This window comes from Wenzhouxiangella sp. XN79A (assembly GCF_012272825.1).
In the GTDB taxonomy this organism is placed as follows: Bacteria; Pseudomonadota; Gammaproteobacteria; order Xanthomonadales; family Wenzhouxiangellaceae.
On the sequence record NZ_JAAWWS010000131.1, the window covers coordinates 78,884 to 97,734 of the forward strand.

The 18,851-nt window shown below is 67.7% G+C and carries 17 protein-coding genes; 11 read left to right on the plus strand and 6 right to left on the minus strand.

Annotated features, from left to right (window positions below; all coding sequences use genetic code 11):
- Window positions 1-392 precede the first annotated feature (392 nt).
- Genes HFP89_RS02570 through HFP89_RS02580 form a run of 3 tightly spaced genes read left to right on the plus strand, consistent with a single transcriptional unit; the run spans window position 393 to window position 2,644 of the window.
- Window positions 393-944 carry a sigma-70 family RNA polymerase sigma factor gene (locus HFP89_RS02570; RefSeq protein WP_168716079.1) on the plus strand — a complete coding sequence of 184 codons (552 nt, stop codon included), beginning with the start codon at window positions 393-395 and terminating at the stop codon, window positions 942-944.
- The gene (locus HFP89_RS02575) at window positions 934-1,437 is read left to right on the plus strand and encodes a hypothetical protein (protein ID WP_168716080.1); all 504 of its coding nucleotides are present in this window, start codon (window positions 934-936) and stop codon (window positions 1,435-1,437) included. Before HFP89_RS02570 ends, HFP89_RS02575 begins: the two co-directional genes overlap by 11 nt.
- Before the next feature lie 49 nt (window positions 1,438-1,486).
- Window positions 1,487-2,644, plus strand: coding sequence for a PDZ domain-containing protein (locus tag HFP89_RS02580; RefSeq protein WP_168716081.1), 1,158 nt, complete (start codon window positions 1,487-1,489; stop codon window positions 2,642-2,644).
- 602 nt (window positions 2,645-3,246) lie between these two features.
- On the opposite strand, the gene HFP89_RS02585 is transcribed toward HFP89_RS02580, so the two are convergent.
- Window positions 3,247-4,782, minus strand: coding sequence for a hypothetical protein (locus tag HFP89_RS02585; protein WP_168716082.1), 1,536 nt, complete (start codon window positions 4,780-4,782; stop codon window positions 3,247-3,249).
- Window positions 4,783-5,132: 350 nt separating this feature from the next.
- On the opposite strand from HFP89_RS02585, the gene HFP89_RS02590 reads away from it, so the two are divergent.
- The 4 genes from HFP89_RS02590 to HFP89_RS02605 all read left to right on the plus strand — a co-directional run bounded on the left by HFP89_RS02590 (window position 5,133) and on the right by HFP89_RS02605 (window position 10,259).
- The gene (locus tag HFP89_RS02590) at window positions 5,133-7,412 is read left to right on the plus strand and encodes a tetratricopeptide repeat protein (protein WP_168716083.1); all 2,280 of its coding nucleotides are present in this window, start codon (window positions 5,133-5,135) and stop codon (window positions 7,410-7,412) included.
- Window positions 7,413-7,439: 27 nt separating this feature from the next.
- Entirely contained in the window at window positions 7,440-8,210 is a 771-nt protein-coding gene (locus HFP89_RS02595) for a cobalamin-binding protein (protein WP_168716084.1), read from the plus strand.
- 35 nt (window positions 8,211-8,245) lie between these two features.
- Window positions 8,246-9,577: a 30S ribosomal protein S12 methylthiotransferase RimO gene (gene rimO / locus HFP89_RS02600; protein WP_168716085.1), complete on the plus strand. Its 1,332-nt coding sequence runs from the start codon at window positions 8,246-8,248 to the stop codon at window positions 9,575-9,577.
- Window positions 9,578-9,707: 130 nt separating this feature from the next.
- Window positions 9,708-10,259 carry a hypothetical protein gene (locus HFP89_RS02605; RefSeq protein WP_168716086.1) on the plus strand — a complete coding sequence of 184 codons (552 nt, stop codon included), beginning with the start codon at window positions 9,708-9,710 and terminating at the stop codon, window positions 10,257-10,259.
- A gap of 73 nt (window positions 10,260-10,332) precedes the next feature.
- Here HFP89_RS02605 and HFP89_RS02610 read toward each other — a convergent pair whose 3' ends face one another.
- From HFP89_RS02610 to HFP89_RS02630, 5 genes are all read right to left on the minus strand, one after another.
- Window positions 10,333-11,073 (minus strand): DUF1295 domain-containing protein, encoded by a 741-nt coding sequence (locus HFP89_RS02610; protein ID WP_168716087.1) that lies wholly within the window; start codon window positions 11,071-11,073, stop codon window positions 10,333-10,335.
- A gap of 11 nt (window positions 11,074-11,084) precedes the next feature.
- Window positions 11,085-13,313: a M3 family metallopeptidase gene (locus tag HFP89_RS02615; protein WP_346775178.1), complete on the minus strand. Its 2,229-nt coding sequence runs from the start codon at window positions 13,311-13,313 to the stop codon at window positions 11,085-11,087.
- Window positions 13,314-13,444: 131 nt separating this feature from the next.
- Window positions 13,445-14,191 carry a polyphosphate kinase 2 gene (ppk2, locus tag HFP89_RS02620; protein WP_206212192.1) on the minus strand — a complete coding sequence of 249 codons (747 nt, stop codon included), beginning with the start codon at window positions 14,189-14,191 and terminating at the stop codon, window positions 13,445-13,447.
- 40 nt (window positions 14,192-14,231) lie between these two features.
- Window positions 14,232-14,843, minus strand: coding sequence for a DUF2058 family protein (locus tag HFP89_RS02625; protein ID WP_168716089.1), 612 nt, complete (start codon window positions 14,841-14,843; stop codon window positions 14,232-14,234).
- Between the two features lie 70 nt (window positions 14,844-14,913).
- Complete coding sequence (locus tag HFP89_RS02630) at window positions 14,914-15,624, minus strand: FKBP-type peptidyl-prolyl cis-trans isomerase (RefSeq protein WP_168716090.1); 711 nt, start codon at window positions 15,622-15,624, stop codon at window positions 14,914-14,916.
- A gap of 582 nt (window positions 15,625-16,206) precedes the next feature.
- On the opposite strand from HFP89_RS02630, the gene HFP89_RS02635 reads away from it, so the two are divergent.
- Genes HFP89_RS02635 through HFP89_RS02650 form a run of 4 tightly spaced genes read left to right on the plus strand, consistent with a single transcriptional unit; the run spans window position 16,207 to window position 18,693 of the window.
- The gene (locus HFP89_RS02635; RefSeq protein WP_168716091.1) at window positions 16,207-16,476 is read left to right on the plus strand and encodes a hypothetical protein; all 270 of its coding nucleotides are present in this window, start codon (window positions 16,207-16,209) and stop codon (window positions 16,474-16,476) included.
- Window positions 16,476-16,844, plus strand: a complete 369-nt coding sequence (locus HFP89_RS02640) for a GntR family transcriptional regulator (RefSeq protein ID WP_168716092.1) — start codon at window positions 16,476-16,478, stop codon at window positions 16,842-16,844. The genes HFP89_RS02635 and HFP89_RS02640 overlap by 1 nt, the downstream gene beginning before the upstream one ends.
- Window positions 16,844-17,740, plus strand: coding sequence for an ABC transporter ATP-binding protein (locus HFP89_RS02645; RefSeq protein ID WP_168716093.1), 897 nt, complete (start codon window positions 16,844-16,846; stop codon window positions 17,738-17,740). Before HFP89_RS02640 ends, HFP89_RS02645 begins: the two co-directional genes overlap by 1 nt.
- The gene (locus HFP89_RS02650) at window positions 17,737-18,693 is read left to right on the plus strand and encodes a hypothetical protein (RefSeq protein ID WP_168716094.1); all 957 of its coding nucleotides are present in this window, start codon (window positions 17,737-17,739) and stop codon (window positions 18,691-18,693) included. The genes HFP89_RS02645 and HFP89_RS02650 overlap by 4 nt, the downstream gene beginning before the upstream one ends.
- Window positions 18,694-18,851: the final 158 nt, after the last annotated feature.

Below are 18,851 nucleotides of genomic sequence, written 5' to 3' on the forward strand. Positions count from 1 at the left end.
TTTTTTATCGATGTGCCGCAGATGAACGCGGATGAAAAGCCGGGTATGGGGTGGAGTCCGGGCCGGCATCCTCGCCCGACCGGAATGAAATCGTCCCGTTCCAGGGGCGATTCCCTCGCGACGCCCGAAGCTGCCGAGCCGCCCGATCCAACGAAACCGCTCCCGCCTGCAGAACCCGTTCCTACAGCCAACACTTGCCCCCTGCCGACCCGTTCGAATAGCTGGACGCACTGGACACCGAAAATCCGCGTTCATCTGCGTCCATCTGCGGTTTCCATCGGCCTTTGTGCCGTTGCGCATTCGCCAGGATCTGCGGTTCATTCCGTTCGTTCCGGACTCGGCCGCGTATGCTTCTGCGACCTTTTCCCCGGCTACGGCGTCTTAGCACTGAAATGGATTTCTCGACGCCCATCGACGACCGGACGCTGGCTGCGCTGAAGCGCGACTGCCGGCGCACGCAGGAGAAGGTCTACCGGACCTACGCCCGTTCGGCCTGGACCCTGGCGGTGCGCCTGTCGGGCAGCGAGGCCGCGGCCTGGGACGCGGTCCAGAACGGCTTCGTCAAGGCCTTCGAGAGGGTCGCCCAGCTCGAGCGCGCCGACCGGTTCGGTGCCTGGCTGCGGCGCATCGTCGTCAACCAGGTGATGGACGCCGGCCGCCGCGCGCTGGATCCGCTGCCGGAGCACTACGACGCGGGCGTGGACGCGCCCGACCACGACGGTGCGCTCGACCTGGTCCGCGCGTTCGGCCAGCTCGACGCGCTCGATCGCGCGGTGCTGTGGCTGCACGATGTCGAGGGCCTGACCCATGCCGAAATCGCGGACACGCTCGCTCGGAGCGTACCGTGGTCCAAGACCCGGCTCAGCCGCGCCCGCGCGAAAGCGCGCGACCTGCTTCACCCCCACTACGAACCGACCCGGAGGGCCCTGCCCCATGGTCAATGAACGCATGACATCCGCCCCGAGAACCGATCCGCTGAACCTGAAGTCGCTGCCCGAGCTCGATCCACCCGAAGGGCTGTGGCCGGCGATTTCCGACGAGATGGAACGTCGCGGTCGGTCGACGACGCCGCGCCGCAGCTGGGTGCCGCTGGCCATGGCCGCCACGGTCGCGGTGCTGGCGCTGTCGATCACGCTGCTGCGTCCGGACGCACTGCCCGAAGCCCGGCTCGATGCCAACGACGCCCTGCTGCGACTGCAGGCGGTATCGGCGGCGCTCGAGACCCAGCTGGATGTCTACCGCGACGGCGTCGTCAGCGCCACGACGGTCGATGCCATCGCCCGTATGGAGCAGGAGCTGGCCTGGCTCGACGCCCAGCTCAGCGAATCGCCGGATGACCCGGCGCTATGGGCCGAGCGGATCGCCCTGCTCGGCGAAATGAACCAGCGCTACCTGCGCGCCGACTGGCGCAGCGAACTGATGCTGGCGAGTTACTGACCCCGAACCCCCAACCGGGCACTGCCCGACGTTCCAACGGAGAAGCACCATGAAAAGCGTACGTCCCCTGATCAAGCCGCTCCTGCTGTCCTGCGCACTGCTGTCGAGCCCGTTCGCGCTGGCCCGGGACGAGGCCGCCGACCGCGAGGCCCTGCGCGCCGAGCTGCAGGCCGCCCGCGCCGAGCTCGCCGAAGCCGCCCGCAAGATGGCCCAGGTCCAGCGACAGCTGGTCGAAGAAGGCGAACTCCAGCATCGATGGAGGGCGCTCGCCGAGGACGGCGACGAGAACATCGAAATCATCATCGAAAGCGACCAGGTCGTGGCCGAGCCCGACGGAAACATGTTCTTCTTCGGGGCCCGACCGAAGCTCGGCATCCTGGTCGGCGGAACCGGCGACGCCAACGAAGTCCTCGGCCTGACGCCGGGCGGCGGCGCGGAAGCCGCCGGCCTGCAGCGCGGCGACCGGGTCTTGGAGGTCAACGGCCGGGCACTGGGTGGAGAAACCACGATCGGTCGGGCGCTCGACGGCGTCGAGGCCGGTGCCGTCGTCCCCGTGGTGGTCCAGCGCGACGGCGAGGAGCTGCGCTTCGATGTCGAGACGTCGGCCCCCGAGCGGGACGTCAGGGTCTTCGCCCAGCGCTTCGGGCCCGGCGCGGACTTCGACTTCGACATCGACATGGATGCCCTGCACGAAGGCCTGGACGCCGCAGAGCGCCAGATCGTCGTGCTGCGCGACCAGGGCCTGATCCCGCCGGACGCGCCGATTCCGCCGATCGCGCCGCGCCTGCCGGGGCTGTTCGTGCTCGGCGGCGACTCCGACCTGGTCAGCAACCACGAGGGCCTGGCGCGCTACTTCGGCACCGGCGACGGCGTGGTCGTGCTCAGGATCGCCGAGGACAACGCGCTGGGTCTGCAGGACGGCGACGTGCTCCTGTCGATCGACGGCGAGACCATCGATCGCCCGGTCGACCTCGGCCGCGCGATGATCGACCGCGAACCGGGCGAGACGGTGGTGCTCGACGTGATGCGCGACGGCACGCTGCAGCGCATCGAGGGCAGCGTGCCCGAGTCCCGCTTTCCGCGCCTGCACGGCAAGCGCGGCCTCGGCTTCATCGCGCCGGCGTTCGCACCCCCGCGCCCGCAGCGCCCCGCATCGCCTGCCGGCCTGGCACCACCGCCCCCGCCGGCGGCCGCCATCCATCACTGACCGGCCGCCCCGCCGGATGCCACTGCACAACGCCGGGCCCCGCCCGGCGTTTTCTTGTCCACGGATGGACGCCGATCAACATGGATGAAGACAGCAGCCCCACCGATTCCCGTGGCCGGCGCAGGTCGCGCGCACCCCAGCAGTGGCGCGAGAAGGCCCCGGGTGCGCTGCGCTTACCCGGGCGACCCATGCGTCGCGTCCCGAGCCCGATCCAACGCTTGTATTCGTCTCGGGTCTTCCTGGGCACTGGCCGTTCGAATTGCCCTGGTCTTCAGGCCTCCCTTTCGCGTTGGTCTTGCGCCTCTCCAACCAGCGTCCATCCCTGGTTCAACCGCCTTCCGCCTTCCGCCTTCCGCCTTCCGCCTTCCGCCTTCCGCCTTCCGCCTTCCGCCTTCCGCCTTCCGCCTTCCGCCTTCCGCCTTCCGCCTTCCGCCTTCCGCCTTCCGCCTTCCGCCTTCCGCCTTCCGCCTTCCGCCTTCAGCCTTTCACCTTCCACCTTCCACCTTCCACCTTTCGCCTTTCTTACCCATGTTCATCTGCGGCAAAAAAACGCGCCGGCACAGAGGCCGGCGCGTTCCGTCAGGTGAGTGAAGACCGGTCGCTTACCGGGTGCACTCGTCCGATCCGAGCCCGGTCAGACGACCGATCTGCATCGTTCCCGACTCGCCGTCGACCGCGTATCGGACTTCGCCGCTGTCACAGTCGCTGAACTCGATGACCAGTTCGCCCACGTCGATGAAGTCCGGCTCGGTCTCCGTCGTCGCGGCGAACACGCCGTTGTCGGTGACGTAGACCTCGTCGGCGACGATCTCCAGGCCCCGGCGCTCGCCTAAGGCCAGGATCCAGCGCTGGCTCCCCTCGGCGTCGTAGGTCATCCAGTAAACCAGCATCCGGCCGTCGCGGATCTTCTGGATCACGATGCCTTCGCGCGACGGGACCTCGTTGAACCAGTGGCCGCCGAAGCTCGAGTCGACCAGGAACGGTGCCGGCGTCAGGGCGATCGGCTCGGCGCTGTACTGGACCGCCTTCAGGTCGACCCCCGTCGGGGAGTCCGCATTCGGCGTCAGCGATACCAGCATCGCGCAGGGCTCGCCTTCCTCGTTGCCGCAGTTCAGCAGGCCCTGCTCGACGATCGACGGCGAGAAACCGGGCCCCCATGCTTCGCCGACGACGTAGGACGTGCTCGGCGAGAACGGGGCGATCGAGAAGCCTTCCGTGCCTTCGTCCCCCGCCTGGTCGCCGGCGACGTTGATGTCGGCGCCGAAGAAGAAGTTCGGCGGATCGAGTACGTCGGTGGCCACCAGGTCGACGACGTTGACGATCGGCAGCGGCTCGACGCCGACGATGGTCACCGTGGCGAACGCGACTTCGTCACCGGCCGGATACCCCAAGAAATCGCGGTAGGCCTGGCCGACCGAATAGATCCGGCCGTCGCCGTCGAGGTCGCGCCCGGAGATCGTGCCCGAGATCGATGCGCCGCCGTCGAAGCCGTCCTGTTCGAAGGTGTAGCGCAGCAGTTCGTGGGTCTCGATCGGCGCGGCGGAGGTGGCCGAGAACAGCAGTTCGAAGTTCGGGAACGGGTCGACCGGATCGAGCGTGACGATCGCCGAGCAGGCATCGCCGTTCTCGTTCCCGCAGACATCGATCGGCTCGGCGACGGGGTTCGGACTCCATGCAGGAGCGAACAGTGCGCCGGCGGCGAAGGACGTGCTCGGCGCCAGCGGGCCGAACGACACCCCTTCATCCGGATCGTCGCCCAGCGGGCCGCCGTCGAGGTTGTAGGAAAAGCCCCAGAAGAAGTTCGCGTCGTCGGTGATCGGCGCGACCGACGCGTCGAACACGTTCGTGATCGTCTGGCCCAGCACGCCTTCGATGCGCACGCTGGCGTAGGTCACTTCCGGCTCGCCTTCGGGCAGCCCGAGGAAGCCGGCCAGGCCCGGCGCGACGGAGTAGAGCTGGCCGTCGCCGTCGAGGTCTTCGCCGACCAGCAGGCCGGTGACCGTGCCGCCGCCCGGGTAGGGCTGCGAGAACTGGATGCTGACCTGCTCGGCCGCAACCGGACCGGCCAGCGCCAGCCCGAAGGCGACCGCGAGCGAGGCGGCGATCGGAGTGTGGTGGTTCTGTCGAGTGCATTTCATGTCGGATCTCCTTGGTCCGGCGGTTGCCGGAACGTTTTTCTCGTGGAGCCGGTAGGGCTCCGTTTCCGCCGCGGTTTCCGGCGGTGACGACCGCTGGCGTGCCGATCGTCGAGCACCACGATCGCGGCGAGGGACATGAATGTCCTGTGGAAAGGCTGAAATCTTATAAATCCCAATGGATTCAGTGATATAAACACCAACCTATCGTTCGCGGCCCTTGATTGCGGCCCGTCGATAATGCGAAACTCGTCACGGAAACGAAAACCAGGGCCGGATCGGCGAAGGGGTACGACAGCGTGGACTGCGTGGACATCAGGGGCCGGACCATCGACCTCCGGAGCGGCCGGATCGTGCACGACGGGCAGGAGACCTACCTGGCCCCGCGACTGCTGGCGCTGCTGACGTACTTCGTCGAGCACCGCGGCGAGGTGCTCAGCCGCGATCGGATCGTCGAGTCGGTCTGGGGCCACCTGGACGCGGCGACCGACGATTCGGTGAACGTGGCGGTGTCGAGCCTGCGGCGCGAGCTCGGCGACACCCGGCGCCCGCACCGCGTGATCCTGGCCATTCCGCGCCGCGGGTATCGCTTCGATCCCGACGCCATCGCTCCGATCGAGGGCGATGCGGTCCCGGCCCCGAGCGCGCCGCACCCCGAGTCCGGAGCCGGCGCGGGGCGCGCGGGTTCGATCGCGGGTCTGCACGGATCCGGCCGCACGGCCGGCCTGGTTCTCGGGCTGCTGGTCGTGGTCGCGGCCGTCATCGCGGCCGTGATCACGATCGGCGCGTATCGCCCCGACGCACCGCCTCCGCCGACGGTCGGCAATCCTCCGGCCGACTCGACGGCGCACGCCGCCGCCCCCGACGATCGCAAGGCCGTTGCCGTGCTGCCGTTTCTCGACATGACGCCGGGCGGCGACCACGGCCCCTTCGCCGACGGCCTGGCCGACCGGATCATCCACATGCTGACCCTGTCGCCGGACCTGGACGTGACCGCGCGCACCTCGTCGTTCGCCTTCCGCGATGCCTCGGCCGGGATCGGCGACATCGCCGAGCGACTGGATGTCGACGTGATCCTGGAGGGCAGCGTGCAGCGGGCCGACGACCAGATCCGGGTACTCGCCCAGCTCATCGATGCGGACACGGAGATGCATCTGTGGTCGCGCAGCTACGATCGACCGGCCGGCGAGTTGTTCGCACTGCAGGACGACATCGCCAACGAAGTGGCGCGAACGATGACCGACACCCTGCTGCCCGGCACCGGCGAACCGGCCGCGGACTCGCAGCAGGTCTGGGAACTGATCACGCGCGGCCGGCTGGCGATGGACCGGTTCACGCTCGGCGATTCCGAGCAGGCCGTCGCCCACTTCGACGCCGCGCTGGCCTTGCAGCCGGACAATGTCGATGCGCTGATCGGCCTGGTCGATGCCATCGGCATGGTGCGCAGCCAGGGGCCGATGCGCACGGCCGAGGACCGCGAAGACTTCACCGAGGAATACCTCGAGCGGGCGCGGCGGCTCGCGCCGGACTCCTCGCAGGTCGTCCGCGCCCTCGGCGACTGGCACTTCCGCAGCAATCGGCCGGAACAGGCCATCGAGACCTATCGCCGCGCCGTGGCGTTGAACCCGAACGATGCTACCGCCCACCGCAACCTCGGCCGCGTGCTGTTCCGGATGGGTCGTTTCGACGACGCGACCGAGTCGTTGCGCAAGGCCGTCCAGCTCGACCCGCTGTTCGGGCTCGGCCCGGTCTGGCTGGCCGATGCATTCTGGGCGCAGGGGCGTGCCGAGGAGGCGCTGTTCCGACTGCGTCGCTTCCTGGAGGAGCGCCCCGGATTCGCCCAGGCACACGATCGGATCGCGACCTACCTGGCCCAGAGCGGACAGACCGGCCAGGCCATGCGGCATATCGTCCGAGCGCACGAACTCGATCCGGACAGTCCGGGACGCCGGTTCAGCATGTGCGAGTTCTGGCTGCAGATCGGCGACGACCTGAGCGCCGAGGCCTGCACCAACACGCTCGCCGAATCCTACGACCTGCCGTTCCGGATCGGCTACCTGCGCCAGATCATTCACGGATTTCGCGGCGAATGGGATGCAATGGAGCGCGAACTCGAGGCCATCGTGGCGCTCGGCAATCGCGATCCGCTGACCCCGGCCCTGCTGGCCCAGTCGTACTCACGTCACGACTGCCCGCGGGCGCTGGCGTTGCTGGAGGAGCGCTTTCCCGTGCTGTTCGACGCCCCATCGGGGCTGACGCCGATGATGCTGCTGCCGGCCAGGACCGCCATTCACTGCCTGCAGCAGACCGGCCGCGGCGACCGGGCCGAGACCCTGCTGGCCTCGTTCTCCGACCAGGTCGAGCGAACCCGCACCGAGCAGGGCCCCTGGCTGGTCTCGGGCATCGAAACCGCCTGGGACCACGCGCTGCACGGCCGGCACGAACAGGCCCTGGTCGCGCTGGAAGAGCTGGTCGAAGACTGGCGCTACTACTGGTGGGGCCTGGACTACTACCCCGAATTCGCGCCGATCCGCGACACGCCGCGATTCCGGGCCCTGATGGAGCGTCTCGAGCGCGGCGTGGCCGAGGAGCGCGAGTACTTCGAAGCGCATCGCGACGCGCCGCTGACCTGAGCCGGACAGGCGCGTAGACTCGCTTCGATGCGCATCGTCGCCCACACCTGCTCGAACACCGAGATCGTCTGCGCCCTCGGCCGGGCCGACTGGCTGCTGGGCGTCGACGACCATTCCGACTACCCGCCCGAAGTCGTCGACTCGCTGCCGAAACTGGGGCCGGACCTCGACCTCGACGTCGAACGGGTCGCCGCACTGGAACCGGACCTGGTCATCACCTCCTTGACCGTGCCCGGCCATGAACGCTGCCTGGAACGGCTCGAGGCCGCAGGCCTGCCCTGCCTGGTGACACAACCGCACAGACTGGCCGACGTGGTCGACGACATCCTGCGGATCGGCCAGGCGCTGGATGCCGAGGCCGAGGCCCGGCAGATCGCCGATCGCTTCGAGGCCGCGATGGCGCGACCGCGGCCGGACGCGCCGGTCCCGATCCTCGTCGAGTGGTGGCCCAAGCCGGTGATCGTCCCGGGCCGGAACAGCTGGGTCAACGAGATGCTGGCCCTGGCCGGTGGCGTCAACCCGTTCGCCGACCGCAATGCCGAGAGCCTGGAGATCTCGCCCGAAGAGGCCGCGCTGGCCGCGCCCGAGGCGGTGGTGATGAGCTGGTGCGGCGTCGAGGAAGCCAAGTACCGGCCGCACGTGGTCGCGCGGCGCGACGGCTGGCAGCAGGTACCGGCGATCCGGAACGGGCGCATCGTGCCGATCAGCGAAGCCTGGCTGGGTCGGCCGGGCCCGCGCCTGCTCGACGGCATCGAGCGGCTGCGCGAGGTCGTTGCGATCTGCCGTGCACCCGCCTGAACCGGCCCGGCCAGCGCCAAGTACAATACGCCGCCATGAGCACCCGCAACGATACGGACGCGCCGGCCGTCGGCCTGGTCAGCCTCGGCTGCCCGAAGGCCCTGGTCGACTCCGAACAGATCGTCACCGGACTGCGCCAGCAGGGCTACCGGCTGGTCGGCGACCACGCCGAGGCCGACCTGGTCATCGTCAACACCTGTGGCTTCATCGACGACGCCAAGGCCGAGTCGCTGGAGGCCATCGGCGATGCACTGGCCGCCAACGGCAAGGTCCTGGTCACCGGCTGCATGGGCGCCAGGCCCGAAGAGATCACCGCGATCCATCCCAAGGTGCTCGGCGTGACCGGGCCGCACCAGGCCGAGGCCGTGCTCGGCGCGGTCAATCGCAGCCTGCCCCGGCCGCATGACCCGTTCGTCGACCTGGTCCCGGAAGGCGGCCTGAAGCTCACGCCCGGCCACTACGCCTACCTGAAGATTTCCGAGGGCTGCAACCACCGCTGCCGGTTCTGCATCATCCCGGCGATGCGCGGCGACCTGGTCAGCCGGCCGATCGGCATGGTGCTCAAAGAGGCCGAGGCGCTGGTCGATCGCGGCGTGCGCGAACTGCTGGTCATCAGCCAGGACACCAGTGCCTACGGCGTCGACACCCGCTACGCGAAGGACTACTGGAAGGACCGCGAGATCGAGACGCGTCTGTACGACCTGGCGCGCGAGCTCGGCGAGCTCGATGCCTGGGTGCGGTTGCACTACGTCTACCCGTACCCGCACGTCGACAGGATCATCCCGCTGATGGCCGGGGGCGGCATCCTGCCCTACCTCGACATCCCGTTCCAGCACGCCTCGACGAAGGTGCTGAAGGCCATGCGCCGCCCGGCCGCGGCGGAGAATACCCTGGAGCGGATCCGGGCCTGGCGCGAAACCTGTCCGCACCTGGTCATCCGCTCGACCTTCATCGTCGGCTTCCCCGGCGAGACCGAGGACGACTTCCAGGCGCTGCTGGACTGGCTCGAGGCCGCCGAGCTCGACCGCGTCGGCTGCTTCAAGTACTCGCCGGTCGAGGGCGCCGCGGCCAACCAGCTGCCCGACCCGGTGCCGGAAGACATCAAGGAAGAACGCTGGCATCGCTTCATGCAGCACCAGCAGCGGATCAGCGAACGCCGGCTGGCCCGGCGGGTCGGCCAGGTCGAACCGGTGATCGTCGATTCGGTCGAAGGCGACGCCGCGATCGCGCGCAGCTATGGCGATGCGCCGGAAATCGACGGCAACGTGATCGTCGCCGACGGCGGCCATCTCCGGCCCGGCGACTTCGTCGACGTCACGATCGACGGCCACGACGCCTACGACCTGTTCGCCCGGCTCAGGAACTAACCCCGAGGAATTCGATCATAGCGAGCGTTCCCGAGCGATCCGGCGCTCGGATCCGGCGCGGGCAGCGCATGCACGACCCGACCGGAACACCCGAACCCACCGTCCGAACACTCACCATCAGGAAGTCACGATGAACACCACCCCCACACGTTTCCGCACGGCCAAGCCGATCCTGCTGTCCCTGCTGCTTGCCAGCGTCGCCTTCAGCCTTGCCGGCTGCGGCAGCGACCCGGAGCCGGAGCCGCAGGCCGAACCGGACACCGCGATGGAAACCGCGCCGCGCCCGGCGCCGATCCGCCGGCCCGGCACCGAGCCGGCGATGGCGACCGGCCCGGAAGAAAAGCCGATGCCTTCGGTGGCCGATGCACGCTACCAGTACGTGCCCAAGGTCGAAGGCCAGCTCGAGGACGACGGCACCGGCCTGGAGATGATCGTCGACGGCTCTTCGCAGGCGGCCTTCAACGACAGCCTGGCCCTCATTGCCGAATCGACCTCGGCGGCCCAGTACAGCTCGCTGGAACGCTCGATCCGCTTCATCAACACCTACGACCAGTCGGTACTGGGCAACCCGGAACGGATGCGCGAGATGTTCGACGGCATGACCGCGCAGGAAATCATCGACCGGGCGGCCGCGCTGGCCGAGGACCGCTACAACCGCGCCAACCGCCCCGAAAGCGGCTGATCAGCGCGCCGTCCGGCATCGCCGGACGGTATCGACGGTCGGCCGGGGCCTCCCCCGGCCGGCCCGTTCAGGCTCAGAACACCCCCGGCACCAACCACCAGCTCCGCCTGCGATACGCCGCCCATTCCGGGTAGCGCGACATCGACGCTTCCTTGGCCCGCATGTTGACGGCGAACACGCCCAGCCAGACCCAGGCCAGCACCAGCGCCGGCAGCCAGTGCCAGACCAGCAGCGCGAAGCTGCCATAGATCATCATTTCCCCGAGATAGTTCGGATGGCGGATGTAGCGGAACATGCCGGTGGTGATCAGCCCTTTTTCGAGCCGCAGCGTGAAGTACTTCTGTGCATCGGCGGCGATCATGATCGCGATGCCGACGATGCACAGCGTGGCGCACAGCGCGAACCAGGCCGGCTCGGGCAGCGGATACGGCGCATCGGCCAGGCCGGAGATCACCAGCCAGCCGAACACCCAGTACCACCCCAGCACGCCGAGGAAGGCCATCAGCGCGCCGCCGATCGTCACCCGGCCCTGCCAGGCCGGATCGGGAAAGCTCAGGTCCTTGATCAGCCAGACGATCCCGTAGCTGCCGTGAAGCGCCAGGTACATCCAGGCCCGCGGATCGAAGTTCTGATAGACCAGCATCAAGCCCAGCAGGACGACCGGCGTGCCGGCCTTCTGGACATTGATGACGTCGCGGAACCGCAGCGGCCGCGGGCCGCCACCGAAATCATGGGTCAGCCGATGGGTCAGGCCCTGAATGACGAACGCCCGGGACCGGGCCCGGGCGTCGTCGGTGGTGGGTGGCCGGGACATCCGCCGGCGGCTTACATCGGGCCGGTCGTCTCGCCGGTGCCCTCGGTCGCGGTCAGGCCGCGACGCTCGAGCAGCGGCAGGATGTCCGGCTGGCGGCCGACGAAGTCCTCGAACAGCTGCATGGCGTCCTTGCTGCCGCCCTGCGACAGCAGCGTGGCGCGGAAGTGGTCGCCGTTCTCGCGGGTCAGGCCGCCGTTTTCCTTGATCCACTTCACGCTGTCGGCATCGAGCACTTCGCTCCAGATGTAGGAGTAGTAGCCGGCCGAGTAGCCGCCCATGATGTGCGAAAAGTAGGTCGTTCGGTAGCGCGCCGGGACCGGGTCGAACGCGATGCCGGCCTCTTCCAGGCACTCGGCCTCGAAGTCCAGCAGCCCGTCGGCGGCCGGAATCTCTTCGGCCGGCAGCGTGTGGTAGCACATGTCGAGGATCGACGCGGCCAGGTACTCGGTCGTGCGGTAGCCCTCGTTGAACTGCTCGGCCTCGATCACGCGATCGAGCAGTTCCTGCGGAATCCGCTCGCCGGTTTCGTAGTGCAGCGCGTAGTTCTCGAGAATGCTCGGCCAGGTGGCCCACATCTCGAAGACCTGGGACGGATACTCGACGAAATCGCGCGGCACCGCGGTGCCGGAAAAGCTCGGATAGGTCACGTCGGAGAACAGGCCGTGCAGCGCGTGGCCGAATTCGTGGAACATCGTGGTGACTTCGTCCAGCGTCATCAGCGTCGGCTCACCGTCCGGCGGCTTCGGGATGTTCTGGTGATTGGCGACCACCGGCGAGGTGCCGAGCAGGTCGGACTGGATCACGTAGGAGTTCATCCAGGCGCCGCCGCGCTTGGACGGGCGGGCGTAGAAGTCGCCGTAGAAGAAGCCCAGCGTCTCGCCGTCGGCGTCGAAGACTTCCCAGACGCGAACGTCGGGGTGGTAGACCGGCAGGTCCGGGCGCTCTTCGAAGGTCAGGCCGAAGAACTGCTCGGCGGAATGGAACACGCCGTTGACCAGTACGTTGTCGAGTTCGAAATAGGGCTTGATGGCGCTTTCGTCGAAGTCATAGCGCGCCTGGCGCACCTTGTCGGCGTAGAACGGCCAGTCCCAGGAGGCCAGCTCGAACGATGTCTCCTCGGTCTCGTCGATCATCGCCTGGAGGTCGGCGGCTTCCTTGCGGGCGTTGGCAACGGCGGCCGGTGCAAGCTGGCCGTGCATGTCGGCAACGGCGGAAACCGTCTTGGCCGTGCGTTCCTCCAGCACGAAATCGGCGTGGGTGTCGTAGCCCAGCATGGTGGCGCGCTCCGCGCGCAGCGTCAGCACGCGCGAGACGATCTCGCGGTTGTCGAACTCGTTGCCGCGCGCGCCGCGGGCCAGCGAGGCCTCCATCAGGCGCTGGCGCACGCCACGATCGGTCAGCGACGAGAGCTGCGGCTGGCTGGAGTAGTTCATCAGCGTCAGCACGTACTTGCCCTCCAGGCCCCGGTCGGCCGCCTCGGCTGCCGCGCCCTGGATCTGCGCTTCGGTCAGGCCGTCGAGTTCTTCGACGGTGTCGACGACGATCGCGGACTCGTTGACTTCCTTCAGCACGTTCTGCGAGAACTCGGTGCCGAGGCGGGCGAGTTCTCCGTTGATCTCACGGAGTCGCTCCTTCTGTGCCTCGTCAAGCCGGGCGCCGGAGCGAACGAAGTTGCGGTGATAGTCCTCGAGCAGGCGCAGCGACTCGGCGTCCAGGTCGAGCGTCTCGCGCTGCTGGTGCAGCGCATCGATGCGCGCGAACAGGTCCGGGTTCAGGGTGATCGCGTCCTGGTGCGCAGTCAGGCGCGGCGACATTTCACGCTGGATGGCCTGGCGCTGGTCGTTGGTGTCGGCGCCGACCAGGTTGAAGAACACCCGGGTCACCCGGCCGAGCAGCTGGCCGCTTCGTTCCATGGCGACGATGGTGTTTTCGAAGGTCGGAGCCTCCTCGGAGGTGGCAATGGCCTGGATCTCGGCCAGGTGCTCCTCCATGCCGCGCTCCATGGCGGGAATGAAATGATCGTCCTCGATCCGGTCGAACGGCGGCATGCCGAACGGCAGCGTCGATTCGGCGAAGAACGGATTGCTTTCGTCGGTCTCGACCTCGGCGACCGGCTCGGCCACCTCCGCGGTGGATTCGGTCGCATCGCTCGACTCGGCCGGGGCCGGTGCGTCGGAGCCGCTGCAGCCGGCCAGGGCCGCGGCGAGCGCGAGCATCAGGATGGTATTCGGGGCATTCACTTCGATGGGTCTCCGTTGCTGCGGGGGTGTGGGGCAGGCGGCCGATGCACGGCCAGCCGGCCGGAAAGCATAGCACCGAGGCCGCGGTCGGCGCCCATGACCAAAGTCACGGGTCGAACGGCGACCGTGCCTCAGCGCGACAGTCGATCGGCCTGCTCGGCGGAATAGCGGAACGCGATCGAACGATCGCAGTCGAGCAGGGCCGGCGTCTTGTCGTTGTAGTGCAGCCGGTCGAGCAGGTCCTGGATCAGCGCGATCCGTCCGCGCTTCTTGCAGTTGTTGTCGACCACGGTCCACGGCGACAGTGCGGTGTGGGTGCGGTCCAGCATCACGTCGCGGTGGTGGGTGTAGTCGTCCCAATGGTCCAGCGCGGCCTCGTCGACCGGGCTGATCTTCCACTGCTTCAGCGGATCGCCCCGCCGAGCGGCCAGTCGGGCGGCCTGCTCTTCGCGGCCGATGTCGAGGTAGTACTTGACCAGCTGGATGCCGGACTGCGCCAGCATGGCCTCGAAATCCGGCGCAGTGGACAGGAAGCGGTGGTACTCGGCGTCGGAACAGAACCCCATCACCGGCTCGACGCCGGCGCGGTTGTACCAGCTGCGATTGAACACGACCATCTCGCCGGCCGCCGGCAGGTGCTCGGCGTAGCGCTGGAAGTACCACAGGCTCTGCTCGCGGTCCGACGGCTTGGGCAGCGCCACCACGCGCAGGTCGCGCGGACTCAGGTGGCGGATCATGCGCTTGATCGTGCCGTCCTTGCCGGCCGCGTCGCGCCCTTCCAGCACCACGACGACGCGTTCGCCGGTGGCGATGATGTGGCGCTGGAGCTTGACCAGCTCGATGCTCAGTTGATGCAGGCGCTGCTTGTAGTCGTCCACGTGGCGTTTCGCCCTCGCTGGCAAAAGGGTCCCGGTACGGTTACCAGGTCAGGTCGTCGGGAACCGGCGGATAGTCGTCGTCCGGCGCGTCGGGCTCCTTGCCCGTGAGGTCCGGTACCAGGTCGGGCGCCAGTTCCCGGTAGGCTGCCAGCACGTCGGGGGCAACGATCAGGTAGCGGCCGCGCAGACTGACCACGCCCAGCTCGCCGTTGTTGATCTGCCCGCGCTGCTCGGGCGTGCACAGCACGCGGCGGATGCGGCCGATGTGCTCGAAATAGCGCGGCAGTTCGGCATCGTCGACATTCAGCGCCTTGCCTTCGACCAGCCGATCGAGCGCGAGATTGCGCTGGCGGCGCTGCTCCTGGTCGGCCACCCGCGCCTGCTTCTCGCGCTCCTTCTCGGCCTTCTCGGCGCGCTTGCGCGCAGCGTAGGCGCGTTCGAGGTCGCTCTGCGACCGGTTCGGCGCCTTGTTCCGAGGCGCGCCGCCCGGGCCGGGCTTGCGCTCGCCGGGTCCGGCCCCGCGCGGCGCTTTGCCCTTGCCCGCTTTGCCCTTGCCGGGCCGTGCGCCTCTGGGTTGGGAAGTCTTCTTCTTGCGTGCCTGCTCTTCGTTGGCCAGGCCCGTCTTCAACAATGCGTCCTGCAGGGAACCCACGGTCGAATGTCTCCGTTGGAGGGGGTACCGCGACCGGCCGGGCCGGCCGCGGTGCAGTCCCGATGTTCGATTACTGCTGCGACGCGTCCGAGCCGGCGATCTCGATCAGCTCGACTTCGAAGATCAGCGTGGCGTTCGGACCGATCGGGCCGGGACGGCCCTGTTCGCCGTACGCCAGGTCGGACGGGATGAAGAACTCGTACTTGCCGCCTTCACGCATCAGCTGCAGGCCCTCGGTCCAGCCGGGGATGACCTGGTTCAGGCCGAAGGTGGCCGGCTCGCCGCGCGCGTAGGAGCTGTCGAACTCGACGCCGTTGATCAGCGTGCCCTTGTAGTGGACGGTCACGCGATCGGTCGCGCTCGGGCGCTCGCCCTCGCCTTCCTCGATGACGCGGTACTGCAGGCCGGAGTCGGTCACCATCACGCCGTCGTTCTGGGCGTTCTGCGCCAGGAAGGCCTCACCCTCCTCGCGGTTGACGGTGGCTTCCTCGACGCGCTCCTGCTCGAGGCGCTGCTGGCGCTGCTCGATGAACTTCTGGCGCTCGGCCAGGGCTTCTTCCTGGGTCAACAGGGTCTCGCCGCCGGCGTAGGCATCGCGCAGGCCTTCCATGACCAGGTCGATGTCCAGCTCCATGTTCTGGCCGGCCAGCGACTGGCCGATGTCCATGCCGATGGTGTAGCTGAGACGATCTTCGGGCGTCTCCAGCTCGGTGGTCTGCGCCTGGACGGTGCCGAAAGCGAGCAGGGCCGCACTGGCCAGTGCAACGGGCTTGCGAATCATAGATGAGTACTCCGAAAACGTTGGATGGGTTTCGTGGAATGGAATTCCGCGCTGCGTCACATTGGACCGACGATCGTCGATTTGTTCCCTTCGCGTCGGAACGCGTGACGTCTCGAACCCGTGAATGATACCAAAGCCGCCGGATCGCTTCGCGCCGGCTCGGGAAGCTCCCGACCAGTCTACACGGGCGCGACGGAGCGCTTGTCATGACGCGTGTCATGGCGGTCGGCGGGATCAGCCGGCGTGGCTTCGAGGAGCGTGGTTCGGCGATACCGAATCAGCGCGTCCGATGGTCGTGACAAGCGGCGCGGGTGGCCCGCAGAGGCCGGTCCCGACCGGGGTTCGCCGGAGACGCCGCATCTCGCACGCGACGTGGCTCGGCCGTCGCCATGGCTACTGTCACTCGCCCAGGCCCGCACGATCTGCGGCTTTTCCGACTGAAACGCGCTCCGCGCAGACCTGTTCGGAGGTTCCCTCCGCTTCGATCGTTCCGAACGAAGGGCTTGACTCCGTCTTGGTGTTTTAGTATGGTAATACACCAACACATGCCACGCTGCGGCCGATGCCGCAAGGAGCCTGACCATGTTGCCGATCACCAACCACCGGGTTGTCCACATCCCGCACAGTCTCGCCGTCGGCGCGGCCATCGTCGGCCTGGTCGTCGCCATGAACTGGGACCGCCCGCAGGACGCGGGCGAACCACCGCCGGCGCCGGCCATGGTGACCCTGGAAGACGATTCCGGCCGCGGGCTGGAGCCCGCAGCACCCGGCCGCGATCGCGACGCACCGCGCAGTGGCGAGCTGCTGCCCGGTTTCGGTCCGCTGGTCCTGCCCTTCGCGCCGGGGCGCTGATGAGCGACCGCTGGGACGACAACCAGCCGATCTACTGGCAATTGCGCGAGCGAACCGTCGCGGCGATCCTGGACGGCACGCTGGCCGAGGGCGAAGCGTTGCCTTCGGTCCGCCAGGTCGCGGTCGATTTCCAGATCAACCCGCTGACCGTGTCCAAGGCCTACCAGTCGCTGGTCGATGATGCCCTGGTCGAAAAGCGTCGCGGCGTCGGAATGTTCGTCGTCGAGGGCGCCCGCGAGCGGCTGCTCGAATCCGAGCGCAGTCATTTCCTCGACGAGGAATGGCCACGGATCGCGAAACGCATCGAGAAACTCGGACTGGGTCCCGAGGACCTGCCCGGCCTGAATCCAAAACGAACGGAGCACTGATGACCGCCACCATCCACGCTCGTGACCTCGCCCGTCGCTACGGCTCGACCGTTGCGCTGGACCATGTCGATCTCGACGTACCGGCCGGCCGCATCGTCGGCCTGATCGGCCCCAACGGCGCCGGCAAGACCACGGCGCTGAAGGCCATCCTGGGGCTGACCCGCTTCGACGGCACGCTGGAAGTACTCGGGCTCGACCCGTCGAAGGACCGCGACGACCTGATGCAGGACGTCTGCTTCATCGCCGACGTGGCCGTGCTGCCGCGCTGGGCGCGGGTCTGGCAGATCATCGAGCTGACCGAGAAGCTGCATCCGCGCTTCGATCGCGCGATCTGCATGAAGTACCTGGCCAGGACCAAGATCAAGCACAAGTCGAAGATCCGGGCGCTGTCCAAGGGCATGATCGTGCAGCTGCACCTGGCGCTGGTCATGGCCATCGACGCCAAGCTGCTGGTCCTCGACGAACCCACGCTGGGCCTGGACATCCTGTTTCGCAAGCAGTTCTACTCCAACCTGCTCAACGAGTACTTCGACGAGCAGCGCACCATCCTGATCACCACCCACCAGGTCGAGGAAGTCGAACACATCCTGACCGACCTGATCTTCATCAAGGACGGCAAGCTGATCCTCAACGACACCATGGACGACATCTACGAGCGCTACACCGAGGTGATGGTCAAGCCCGGCGATGTCGATGAAGCCCGCTCGATGAATCCGCTGCACGAACGCGTGCTGTTCGGTCGCCACATCTTCCTGTTCGAACGGGCCGACGTCAGCCGACTCGACGAGCTCGGCGAGATCCACAAGCCCAGCGTGTCCGACCTGTTCGTGGCGCTGATGGGCGACAGGGCCGCCGATGCCGAAGCACACGCCGATATCGAGGGGGTCCGGGCATGAAGGACTCGATCAGCCGCCTGGCCATCCTGGTTCGCCGCGAGATGTGGGAAAGCCCGGTCGCGTTCAAATGGACGCCTGTCATCCTGTTCGGCTTCATCCTGCTGAGCAGCCTTCTTGCCCTGATCATCGGCATGCGCATCGACGGCGACCTGGTGTTCACCCGCGATGGCCTGCGGATGTTCGCCGAACTCGATCCCGACCAGCGTCGGCTGTTCGCCTCCGGCGCACTGTTCTCGATTTCGGCGCTGTTCCACCAGGTGATGTACCTGGTCCTGATCTTCTACCTGGCCGGCAGCCTGTACGACGACCGCCGCGACCGCTCGATCCTGTTCTGGAAGTCGCTGCCGGTGTCCGACACCATGACCGTGGCGTCCAAGGTGCTGGCCGCGTGCATCCTCGCGCCGCTGCTGTACCTGGCCGGTATCGTCATCACGCAGATCACCCTGCTGCTGATCGCAACGGTCATCGGCCTGTTCGCCGACATCAACGTGTTCTCGGCACTGTGGGTCCCGGCCAACCTGCCGAAGCAGTGGACGCTGATGCTCTACGGCAGCCTGGTGCAGGGGCTCTGGCTGCTGCCGATCTACGCCTGGCTGGTCTTCTGCTCGTCCTGGGCGCCGCGGCTGCCGATCCTGATCGCCGTGCTGGTGCCGCTGATGATCGGCATGCTCCAGCACTTCTGGAGCTTCTTCTCCAACTTCAAGCTGCCGGAGGTCAACCTGCTGCTGATCATGCTCGATCGCATCGGCAAGGGCGTCACTCCGGCCAGCATCGAGTGGGAGCAGATCGTGACCTCCGAAGGCGCCAACATTCGTCCGTCGGAAGAGCTGTTCATGAACTTCAGCTCGGTCACCCGCCATCTGTTCAGCATGGAGATGTGGATCGGCGTGGCCATCGGGCTGGCACTGCTGACCGGGGCGGTGTGGTTCCGTCGGCGGGCGACCGACAACTGAGCGCGACCGAACAGCGAAGATCACTGCAGCTCCCCGTCGGCCGCCGCCGGAGAGCTTCGCAACGCCCGCCGCCCGGCGGGCGTTCTCTTTCCGCCCGGCGGTGCTTGCCGCCCCGACACCGTCCCGGATCAGGCCCCCTGTGACCGCCGGGGCACCGT